Source organism: Clostridium sp. BL-8 (assembly GCF_002006495.1).
In the GTDB taxonomy this organism is placed as follows: Bacteria; Bacillota; Clostridia; order Clostridiales; family Clostridiaceae; genus Clostridium.
Genome location: NZ_LZZL01000129.1, coordinates 1 through 11,965 on the forward strand (window position 1 = coordinate 1; position 11,965 = coordinate 11,965).

6 protein-coding genes are annotated in these 11,965 nt (G+C 30.5%); all 6 read right to left on the bottom strand.

Annotation, left to right across the window (positions count from 1 at the left end; translation table 11 throughout):
* Positions 1 to 590: 590 nt before the first annotated feature.
* The 6 genes from glgD to glgB all read right to left on the bottom strand — a co-directional run bounded on the left by glgD (position 591) and on the right by glgB (position 11,474).
* On the bottom strand, positions 591 to 1,697 hold the full coding sequence (gene glgD / locus CLOBL_RS25240) for a glucose-1-phosphate adenylyltransferase subunit GlgD (RefSeq protein ID WP_077861526.1): 1,107 nt from the start codon (positions 1,695 to 1,697) through the stop codon (positions 591 to 593).
* A gap of 24 nt (positions 1,698 to 1,721) precedes the next feature.
* The gene (locus CLOBL_RS25245) at positions 1,722 to 2,882 is read right to left on the bottom strand and encodes a glucose-1-phosphate adenylyltransferase (protein ID WP_077861527.1); all 1,161 of its coding nucleotides are present in this window, start codon (positions 2,880 to 2,882) and stop codon (positions 1,722 to 1,724) included.
* A 248-nt stretch (positions 2,883 to 3,130) separates the two neighbouring features.
* The gene (locus tag CLOBL_RS25250) at positions 3,131 to 4,957 is read right to left on the bottom strand and encodes a glycoside hydrolase family 13 protein (RefSeq protein WP_077861528.1); all 1,827 of its coding nucleotides are present in this window, start codon (positions 4,955 to 4,957) and stop codon (positions 3,131 to 3,133) included.
* 80 nt (positions 4,958 to 5,037) lie between these two features.
* A complete protein-coding gene (locus CLOBL_RS25255) occupies positions 5,038 to 7,473 on the bottom strand; it encodes a glycogen/starch/alpha-glucan phosphorylase (protein WP_077861531.1) in 2,436 nt (811 codons plus the stop codon).
* Positions 7,474 to 7,507: 34 nt separating this feature from the next.
* Positions 7,508 to 8,947 carry a glycogen synthase GlgA gene (gene glgA / locus CLOBL_RS25260; RefSeq protein WP_077861529.1) on the bottom strand — a complete coding sequence of 480 codons (1,440 nt, stop codon included), beginning with the start codon at positions 8,945 to 8,947 and terminating at the stop codon, positions 7,508 to 7,510.
* 88 nt (positions 8,948 to 9,035) lie between these two features.
* Entirely contained in the window at positions 9,036 to 11,474 is a 2,439-nt protein-coding gene (glgB, locus tag CLOBL_RS25265; protein WP_077861530.1) for a 1,4-alpha-glucan branching protein GlgB, read from the bottom strand.
* Positions 11,475 to 11,965: the final 491 nt, after the last annotated feature.

Here is an 11,965-nt window from a genome sequence, read left to right on the forward strand (position 1 = left end):
ATTTTCTGTTCAATTTTCAAAGACCATTTTCTTTCACAACTTTCGTTGTAATTTCTTATTTATTCTGTCACCCTCAAGCGACTTTTTTAGTATATCACTTGATTTAAACCTTGTCAACATCTTTTCTTTAAAATATTTTTTCAAAAATTTATTAAAGAATTTTAGAACTTTATGTCCCTTAGCGACGTTGTTTATCTTATCATGTTATATTATTTAAGTCAACACTTTTATGAAAAAAATTTATCAATTATTCTTCATTCTTAGAGATCAACATAATTGCCCACCAATTTAAGCTTCTTTATATTATTATTTACTGGACTCTAAATTTGCTATATATCTTAATCTTAAAGCTCTATGTAAGTTGTCCTTCTTCATTAGATATTAATTAATGAAGGCATTAAAAACTCACTTATTTCATTTATCATTTAAGTCTCCTGCATTAATGTTTAAAAGAAAAAATATAAACATTGCATGCGAAAGCGCAAATAAACCATAAGTTTAATTTCTAATGCCTATTTCATATTCTTATTCCGTATTCTGTACCTAATATTTTAGTTGACTTTCTACTTAAATTTGCATCTCTTTTTTAATTACTGCTTATTCTTCCTTTTTATTATTAATGGATACATAATCGATCCTATGAGAGTTTCTCCTTTTCTTATCTCACTTCCTTTATCCGCAATAACATTATCTAGTACAACATCCTCGCCAATTCTGCTATTTTGCATTATTATGCAATCCTTAAGCCGTGCATTTTTACCTATATACACTCTTCTGCCTATTACACAATTTTCAACCATGCCTTCAATACGGCATCCATTCGCTATTATCGAGTTAACTACATTGCTCTTTTCGGCATAATAAGTAGGGGCCTCATCCTTACTCTTTGTATAAATAGGTCTTTCCTCATTAAAAATCTCTTTATTGATCTTTCTATTTAAAAATTCTGCATTACTATCATATAATGCTTTTATTGAATTTATACAATTTAAATGTCCCATGAATTCATAAGCTCCGCAAGCTAAAGTGCTTAAATTATTATGAATATAATCCTTAACCTTCCTATACATGCCACTGCTTATACACTCATTCACTATGTTTATAAACAGTTCCGTCTTCATTATATACATTTCCATATTAATATTCGCTTTTGGATTTTTGCCTATATTTTCTCCTACACTTATTACTCTACCTGAATCATCAAGTTTTAATACTCCACAATCTATAAACGCCTCATAAGCATTATCGATCATTTTATATACCATGGTAATATCTTTTTCTGTACTTTTATGATATTCTAGAACCTTATTGTAATCTATATTGCAAATCATATAGCTAGGTGCTAATAGAATATATTCTTTTCTACTGCGAGTTAAAAATTCTATATTTTCTGCAAATCTATGAACATCATCATAAGTAAGTTCGTCATTTCCAAAATTAAAAACTCTTAGTCCATCCTTTTTTCTATTTAAATCCCATGGCCTTCCGTTTGTTAAATGATCTATTAATGATCTAGATTTATTTTTTGTGAAAATACCTATGCAGCTTATACCTGAATTAGTCATATTGGATAATACAAAATCTATAATTCTATATCTTGCTGCAATTGGAACCGAAGCAAGAGATCTTCCTACTACTAATTCTCCCATCCTATTTTCATTTTCATCTAAATTAATTATACCAATACAATTTTTCATTTTACCCTCCCCTTAGTGATCCATTTAAACAGCTTTATTATTTTCTATAACTGTACCCATTTTTACATCTTCTTTAGCTGCAATAATGGCTATTTCACCATCTAAGGAAATTTTGCACTCTTTCCTAATAATAGCCCCATTTCCTACAATAGCTTTCTCTATAACTACGTTTTCCCCTATCTTAGCATCAGTCATAATTATAGAATCACGGATAACCGAATTTTTTCCCACCTGCACCCCCTGAAATAATATAGAATTTTCAACTTGTCCTTTCATAATACATCCTTCAGCAATTAATGAATTAGATATTTTGGCATTCTCTCCAATGTATTGAGCTGGTCTTCTTGAATTAACTGAATATATTTTCCATTCCTCATCATGTAAATCAAGTTCATTATCTTCTTTTATGAGATCCATATTTGCTTCCCACAGACTTTCAATAGTTCCAACGTCTTTCCAATATCCCTTAAATGGATATGCAACCATCCTATTTCCATCACCGAGCATATTAGGAATTATATTCATACCAAAATCATTTTTTGAAGTTTTATCTGCCTCATCTTCCCTTAAATACTTTTTTAGAGTTTTCCAATTAAAAATATATATCCCCATAGAAGCTAAATTATTTTTAGGATTTTTAGGCTTTTCTTCAAATTCATATATTGATAAGTCTTCTCTAGTGTTCATTATTCCAAACCGAGATGCTTCGCTTATGCTAACTTCAATTACTGCTATAGTAGCTTCAGCTTTCTTTTCTTTATGAAAATCCAGCATTTTTGTATAATCCATCTTGTAAATATGGTCTCCAGATAAAATTAAAATATATTCTGGGTCATATCTATCAACAAACTCTATATTTTGATAGATAGCATTTGCGGTACCTTTATACCATTCCCCACCCTTTTCCTCTTGATATGGTGGCAATATACTTACACCGCCATGAGTTCTATCCAAATCCCATGCTTCTCCTATACCGATATGTGCATTAAGCTCCAACGGCTTATATTGGGTTAATACTCCTACTGTGTATATTCCTGAATTTGAACAATTACTTAATGGAAAATCTATAATTCTATACTTTCCTCCAAATGGTACTGCCGGTTTTGCTAATTTCTTTGTTAAAACCCCTAACCTCGATCCTTGTCCACCGGCAAGTATCATTGCTACAATTTCCCTTTTACCCATAATATTATCTCCTCTCATATGTTCTTATACCCATTAAATAAACTGATACTCTTTAGCGCTTGCAATATATGCTGATAATATATTTACTACGTACTATTTAATTCAGTAGTAATCTATAAAATTATTGATTTACATAATTGCTTTTAGAGATTCATACAATATATTATAAATTTATTTGTAAGATTTTACCATATACTTTGTTGTAAAAGCCTTCGTCAACTTTCTATAATTTAGTCAAATATAATTATTTAAAGCTTGCGTAATATCTTAAAATTTCGTGAAAAAACAGTAATACCACTATTTCTCCCTGTAAACTTATATTTTTCACCAGTATTAAATAAATTCATATACTCCCCATTTAAATTAATACCTTTAAATAATTTTGCTTCATTAGAGATGTTAACCAAGATTATTATTTTTTCATTTTCATAATTTCTTTCAAAGGCTAATACATCAGTTTCTGTATCTAAAATATTTAAATCTCCTTTCTTTAATCCATTTTCATTATTTCTTATGCTTGTTAATTTCTGATAAAATTTAATAAGTTCTTTATTCTCTTCCCCCCAAGGATAACTTTTTCTATTATCAGGCTCTTTTCCACCTTTTAGCCCTGCTTCATCACCATAACAAATAAGAGGAACTCCTGGTAATGTGAATTGAATTACTGCAAGTAACCTGAGTAATTCAATGTTTTCATCTAAAACAGTTAAGATTCTTTCAGTATCAATGGTACCCGCAATATTAACATTTCCATAAAAACTTTCTCTTGGGTAATTTTCATATAAAGACATTATCTTCTGCTTAAGTTTATCTGATTTTATATACCCCTTAACAAAATTAATTAAACTTTCTCTCAATGGATAATTAGTGGCCGCATGAACTTCTTCACCTTGAAGATACCTTCTCCTTTTGGAATAACTAATCTTGTTAGATGCATCCTCCCAGATGTCACCTATAAGCACAGTTTCTTCGCCAATTCCTTGCATCTTCTTTCTAATTAACCCTATAAACTCATCAGAAAGTTCATCTATTATATTTAATTTCCACCCACTCACCCCTAACTTTATCCACTTCTCGATGATTGAGCTATCATTTTCTATAATATAATCAATATACCCTTTTTGACTTGAATCAATGCTTGGTCTTTCATCTATTCCCCACCACGATTCATATTGATACGGATATTTGAGAAACCTATACCAATTATAATATTTAGAATTAGGAGAATTATATGCTCCAACTTCACCGTAATTGCCTAATTTATTGAAATACTTGCTATCTGAACTGGTATATCCTAATACTATATCAAGGATAATTTTAATTCCTTTATTTTGGGCAGTTTCACACAATTCTTTAAATTCATTATTAATTCCAAACATCTCATCTACTGTTTCATAATCAGACGTATCATATTTATGGCAGCTGGGAGATTTAAATATAGGGCTTAATTGAATTATATTTACTCCTAAAGATTTAATATAATCTAGCTTCTGTATAATACCTTTTAAATTTCCTCCGTAAAAATCCCATCTCACTATTCTTCCAAAATTATCCTTAATATACATTGGGCTATCATGCCATCTTCCATATATAAAAGAGTTTTCTTTGGGTGAATTTATGATACTATTTTCATTGCCATTACAAAATCTATCTATAAGAATTTGATATATAATTCCTTCTTTATACCAATCTGGTGTATAAGTTCTTTTATATATGGTTATCTGATATGGAATAGGATTATAAGTATATATTTGTCCAATTCCACCTAAATGTTCATAGTTATTTCCATAATATAACCTGTCATAACCGTCTATTATAATAAAATAATATTCTAATATTCCAAGCTCATTAGGTGTATCAATTTCTGCTGAATATCTGAACTCACCATTATTTAAATACTCTTTTTGCATTTCCATACTTAGCTTAATACCATCAAACTGTATCATTTCTAATACTGCTATTACTTCCTTATCAATATTAATTGATAGTTTAATCTTCTGACCAGCTTCCACAGCTCCAAATGGTTTTCTGAATTCTATACTCTGCGAATCATGTAATACCTGCATAACGTTCATGAAATTACTCCTCTCATAGTTTCTCATAAATTGCTTTTGAATCTTGTATAAATTATTACTCTATAATAAACTCACTTGCTTTATAGATTTTTATAAATTACTTCTGATCCCCATATTCCTGTTGCATATTCTTCTATTGTTCTGTCAGATGAGAATATTCCTGAATGGGCAATATTAACTCCACACATTCTTTGCCACTCATCAGTATCTCTATAAAGAGTATCAACTTTATCCTGAGCTTTTAGATATGAATCAAAATCTCTTAGAACAAAAAATTCATCATTATAGGTTATTAAATTTTCATAAATGCTTTTAAATTTATTTCTATCGTTATGATATTTTCCATTTACTAAATCATCAATTACTCTCTTTACTCTTATATCATTGTTATATATATCAATCGATCTATAACCTCCGTTTTGATAATAACTAAGGACTTCATCTGCAGTTAATCCAAAAATTATTATATTTTCATCTGTTACTTCATCTCTTATTTCAATATTAGCTCCATCTAATGTTGCTACTGTAATAGCACCATTCATCATAAACTTCATATTTGATGTCCCTGATGCTTCTTTAGTTGTAGTTGAAATCTGTTCGCTTACGTCTGCACCAGGAATTATTCGTTCAGCGAGTGAAACTCTATAATTCTGAACAAAAACCACTTTTATCTTTTCATTTACTCTAGGATCATTATTTACCTTTTTAGCAACGCTGTTTATAAGTTCAATAGTATTTTTAGCTAAATAGTATCCTGGAGCAGCTTTCCCTCCAAATATAAAAGTTCTTGGTACAATATCATAACCTGGATTATCAATTAATTTATTGTATAAATCCATTATTCTTAGACAATTGAGTATCTGCCTCTTATAAGCATGTATCCTTTTTACCTGAACATCAAATATGGAGTCTGGATTTACCTTCACATTGTCATTTTTTAATATTATATCCGCTAACTTTTCTTTATTAAATTTTTTTATTTTTCCCAATTGCTCTAATATAATCCCATCATATAAATGCCTCTCGAAACTTCTTAAATCAAGAGGATGTCTAATAAAACTATCTCCAATTGTATCCTTAATAAGTTTTGTAAGTTCTGGATTACTTTTTAAAAGCCATCTTCTATGAGTAATTCCATTTGTCTTATTATTAAACTTATTTGGATATAAATAATAAAAATTTTTCATTTCCTTTTTCTTTAATATCTCTGTATGAAGCTTTGCCACACCATTTACACTATGACTTCCCACGATAGCCAAGTGTGCCATTCTTACTTGTCCATTTGATACTATGGCCATATTAGAAATTTTATCCCACTCACCCGGATACTTTCCCCAAAGGTCTTTACAATATCTTTCATTTATTTCTTCAATTATCATATAAATTCTTGGAAGCAGCTGTTTAAACATGTCTACTGGCCATTTTTCCAATGCTTCAGATAAGATTGTGTGATTTGTATATGATACTGTATTAGTAGTTATTCTCCATGCCGTATTCCATTCCAAGCCTTCTTCATCAACCAATATTCTCATAAGTTCAGGAATTGCAAGAGTTGGATGAGTATCATTAATGTGGATTGCCACTTTCTCATCTAAAGCTTCAATGTGATGTCCATGTTTTTTATAATGTCTTATGATACTTTGAACTCCTGCTGAAACAAAAAAATACTGCTGCTTTAATCTAAGCATTTTTCCTTCATAGAATGAATCCTCCGGATATAAGACTTGTGAAATTGCTTCTACCGAATTCTTATATTTAATTGCTTGAAGAAAATCTCCTCTACTAAAAGATGAAAAGTCAAATTCATTTGAAACTGCTTCTGCACTCCACAATCTAAGAGTATTCACTATTTCATTTTCATACCCTACAATTGGTGTATCATAAGGTATTGCTAACACTGGCTCATAATTAACATGAGTAAAACTTAATCGTCCATTTACTTCCCCTGCCTTCACCTCTCCACCAAATTTAACAATTTCAGATTTCTCTGGCTTTCTTTTTTCCCATACATTTCCTTCCTTAAGCCAGCTCTCAGATACTTCAACCTGCTTTCCATCAATTATCTTTTGTTCAAAAAATCCGTATTTATACCTGATTCCACATCCATTTCCTGGAATATTTAAAGAAGCCATTGAGTCCAAAAAGCATGCTGCAAGTCTTCCAAGTCCCCCATTTCCAAGCGCTTGATCTTGTTCTAAATTTTCAAGTTCCTCTAAATCTATATTTAAATCCGCTAACGCATCCTTACATACATCCCTTATTCCTATATTTAATAATGCATCGCCAAGAAGCCTCCCTAATAGAAACTCCATTGAAAAATAATATACTTGTTTCTCACCTGTTTTATTATATTTTTTATTTGTTTTTAACCAATCCCTAGTAACATAGTCCCGTACTAAATACCCCAAAGCATCATATTTTTGCTGATTAGTTCCTTCCTTTAATTCAATACCGTGCATTTCTACAAACCTATTAACAAAAGCTTTTTTAAATGCTTTCTTATCCATTTCGAGCATACCCATCCATATACCTCCATATCATATTTCCGTCTTAATCTTGTCCAGTCAATTCCTTATACAAATTTAAATATACCTCTGCTGATTTATTCCAGCTGTTATCAGAATTCATTGCATTTCTGATAAGGTCATTCCATGCTTTTTTATTCTCATATACCCGTAATGAATATTGAATTATATTATATAATTCATCTGAATTATAGTTTTTAAAGCTAAACCCATTGCCCTCACCAGTATATTCATTGTACGCTGCTACCGTATCCTTTAATCCTCCTGTTTCTCTAACTATAGGAATAGAACCATATCTGAGTGCTATCAATTGTCCGAGTCCACATGGTTCAAAGCGTGATGGCATTAAAAACATATCACTTGAAGCATAAATTCTACTTGCCATAGAATTATCAAATTTAATATTTGCAGATACTTTATTACCATATCTATAATTTAACAACCTAAAATGATCTTCATATTGTTTATCTCCAGTTCCTAAGATAACTAGCTGAACATTCTGCTGCAATAATTTATCTGAAATATTTATTAATAAATGAAGTCCCTTTTGCTGCGTCAACCTTGTTACAAGTCCTATCATAGGTATATTCTCATCAATGGTAAGCCCTAATTCCTTTTGCAGGCTAGTTTTATTTATAACCTTGTCTTGAATAGAATTTACATCATACTGCTTATTCAAAAATCGATCTGTTTTAGGATTATATTCATCATAATCTATACCGTTTGTTATCCCCCTCAACGCATAAGCTCTATCTCTTAATACACCATCTAGCCTTTCACCGTATTCAGGAGTTTTTATTTCACTTGCATAGGTTTCACTGACAGTTGTGATTATGTCAGAATAATATATTCCGCCTTTCATGAAGCTTACACCTTCGTCAAATTTTAAACAGGTATTTTCATATAACTCCATATCAAAACCAAATAACTCCGGAAGTATTTGAGGATCAAAAATTCCCTGAAAAGCTATATTATGAATTGAATATACGCACTTCATCTTCCAATAAAACATATCATTTTTCTTATACTGAAATTTTAAAAGTACAGGAAGCATTCCTGTCTGCCAATCATTGCAGTGAATCAAATCTGGCTGCCAATCTATTTGACGCAACATATCTAATACAGCTCTATCAAAAAATGCGAATCTTTCAGCATCATCATAAAAACCATATATTTCATCTCTTTTATAATATCTTTCATTGTCTAAAACATAATATGTCACCCCGTTATAAAAGTATTCCCATACTCCGCAAAATTGTTCTCTCCAGCCTACATTAACATTGAACCATTTAATAAACCTTAATTTATCTCTTACTTCCCAATTGATTTCTTTATATTTAGGTATAACTACTCTTACATCTACATTCCTCTTAGCAAGTGCCTTAGGCAATGCTCCAGCAACATCTCCAAGTCCTCCAGTTTTTATAAGTGGACTAGCTTCTGAAGCTACAAATAAAACTCTCATTCCTTATCCCCCTCAACCTAGTGTATAACTTAACAATCTTATTAATTGCTACTCTTAAATAGCAACTAATAAGATTTCCTTAATGCTTTTATTTGAGTTCATCAACTTCTTTAATAGATAATTCATCAATTGAATTTTTTTCTTGCTCCGAACTAATTTCATTTATCTTTAATATTAAAGCTGCCATTGGCGGTACTTTTATTGTTAATGAGTACGGCTGGTTATGGAATGGCATTTTCTCCGCTATTAATATTTCTCCCATAACTTGTCCAGAACCACCGTATTTACTATCATCAGTATTGAATATCTCTTCATAACTTCCTAAAAATGGAACCCCGATTTTATAATCATAATACACTATAGAAGTAAAATTAATTACAAATACTAACGTGTCTTCATCATTTCTGCTCCTTCTCGCAAAAATTAATATGCTTTGCTCATTATTATCTGGTTCTATCCAATTGAATCCTCTATAGTCATAATCTAATTCCCAAAAAGCTTTGTTATTAAGGTATAAATTGTTTATATCTTTGAAGAATAATTGGGTTTTTTTATGAATATCTGATTCCTCTATTATTCCCCATTCAAGCTCTGAATGCTCTCTCCATTCAATTCTTTGCCCAAATTCGCATCCCATAAATAGCAATTTCTTGCCCGGATGTCCCATCATATAGCCTATAAAAACTCTGAGCCCTGCAAACTTATTCCATTCATCTCCCCACATTTTATCTACTAATGACTTCTTCTCATGAACAACTTCATCATGGGAAAGAGGTAATAAATAATTTTCGGCATAGTTATACATCATTGCGAAAGTTATATTCTTATGATTATACTTTCTATACTTAGGATCAATCTCAACGTATTCTAAGGTATCATTCATCCATCCCATGTTCCATTTAAAATTAAATCCTAGTCCATCATTAGCTGGTGGTTTTGTAACATTAGGCCAAGCTGTAGATTCTTCTGCTATCATAAGAGCTGCTTTATATTCATTAAAAACAGCCTTATTTAATTCCTTCAAAAAATCTATTGCTTCAAGATTACCATTTCCTCCATTTTTGTTGGGAATCCACTCTCCTTCTGCCCTGCTGTAATCTAAGTATAAAATGCTAGAAACAGCATCTACTCTTAAACCGTCAATATGAAATTCTCTAAACCAATATAACGCATTTGATATTAAATAACTTTTTACCTCTGGTTTTCCTAAATCAAAGTTGCAGGTTCCCCAGCCTTTATTTTCAGCTCTCCATTCTTCCTGATATTCATATGTTGGTGTTCCATCAAATCTATATAGTCCATGAGCATCCTTGCAAAAATGTCCTGGAACCCAGTCCATTATTACTCCTATATTAGCTTCATGAAGCTTATTAATTAAACTTTTAAATCCTTCAATATTTCCATATCTACTTGTTGGAGAATAATAGCCTGTTCCTTGGTATCCCCATGAAGCATCTAGTGGATGCTCTACAAGAGGCATAATCTCCACATGGGTATATCCCATTTCTTTCACATAACTAGATAACTCTTCTCCTATTTCTTCATAATTAAAAAACTCACCATTAGCCCTTCTTTTCCATGAACCTAAGTGTACTTCATATATATTTAATGGTTCTTCTAATGCATTTATCTTATTTCTTTTATTAATCCATGTTTTATCCGTCCACTTAAAATTTTTAGGCTTATATACTATTGAAGCATTATCTGGTCTTAATTGACTTTGTATTGCATAAGGATCTGCTTTATATTCTCCCTTTTCACCGTTCTGTTCTATTATGCAGTACTTATACTTATCTCCAGTCTTTACTTCTGCAAAAAAGCCTTTCCACAATCCATTTTCAGTTATTTTCTCAAGTCTAAATTCATCTTTTACTTCAAAATCATTAAATTCTCCTACAACATACACCTCTTTTGCATTAGGTGCCCAAGTTGCAAATTGTATACCTATCTTATTTTTTTCTTTTTTAACATGTGCTCCTAAAATGTTATACGCTTCATAATTTTTACCTTGATGAAATAAATATGTGTTAAAACTGGTTAATTCTGCCTTATCCACCTTAGTTAAAACCCTCTTAACTTCATTTCTTTCCGCTTCTCCATCAGATAATATTTTTTCTTTCTCCAATACAGCCTCTTTATTTTTTATGATGTTTATTCTTCTGGATGATGCTTTCTCACTAGTCTTTTCTTTATTTTTTCTTGTTTTATTACTCTTATTATCTTTATCTATTAAATCGAGCTTTAAACCAGATTCAGTTACTGCTTTTGATTTATCTTCTTTACTTTTCCTTGTAGTAGTTCTTCTTGCATTCCCTTTTGATTTTGCCTTAACCTTAGAGTCTTTTTTCTCATTATTCTCTAGTGAACTTTCATTAACTTCTAATAATAAATTCCCCTTACTTTTCACTGTTCTCTTCCTTTTAACAGCAGTTGAACTTTCTTTTTCAACTAAAGCTTTTTCTTCCTCAATTGACTTACCAATATCATCTTTACTTCTAGCTTCATCGTCTTTAGGATTATCTTGCATCAAATTATACCCCCATCCATATTTCTTATTCCTCTTACATCATTAAGCTTATATATTTATATTTCATAGCCAATTATTGTATAAATATATATTACCAAATATTGTAACTTTTTTCACTCTTTTTCTATAATCTTTCATAAACTTTATTAATTAATTTTTTAACTTTCGTGCTAATAATGCATGTTTATTTACTGATAATGTATTTCTATACTTTTTAAACATCTATAAAAACTTAATTGTCTCATAAAGCTTCAATAAGTACTTAATTGTTTACATATATAAAAAAGCAAGGGGCACAATACCTCTTGCTTTCTTATAATTATTAAAATATATTCCGATAAAAATTTTTCAAATAAATTAGTTATAAATTTAAATTGCTTATGATTAGAAATCAGCTCTACCGCTCATTAGCAGGTAGCTTTCTAAAAATTAAAGAAAATAAAAAAGATAGCCATATCAGCTATCTTTTATCTTACCTCGCAACGTCCTAC

Excerpts from the sequence above, each read along its gene's own strand:
- CLOBL_RS25250 (WP_077861528.1), bottom strand. The coding sequence starts at position 4,957 with ATGAACGTTATGCAGGTATTACATGATTCGCAGAGTATAGAATTCAGA.
- glgD (WP_077861526.1), bottom strand. The coding sequence starts at position 1,697 with ATGAAAAATTGTATTGGTATAATTAATTTAGATGAAAATGAAAATAGG.
- CLOBL_RS25255 (WP_077861531.1), bottom strand. The coding sequence starts at position 7,473 with ATGCTCGAAATGGATAAGAAAGCATTTAAAAAAGCTTTTGTTAATAGG.
- glgB (WP_077861530.1), bottom strand. The coding sequence starts at position 11,474 with ATGCAAGATAATCCTAAAGACGATGAAGCTAGAAGTAAAGATGATATT.
- CLOBL_RS25245 (WP_077861527.1), bottom strand. The coding sequence starts at position 2,882 with ATGGGTAAAAGGGAAATTGTAGCAATGATACTTGCCGGTGGACAAGGA.
- glgA (WP_077861529.1), bottom strand. The coding sequence starts at position 8,947 with ATGAGAGTTTTATTTGTAGCTTCAGAAGCTAGTCCACTTATAAAAACT.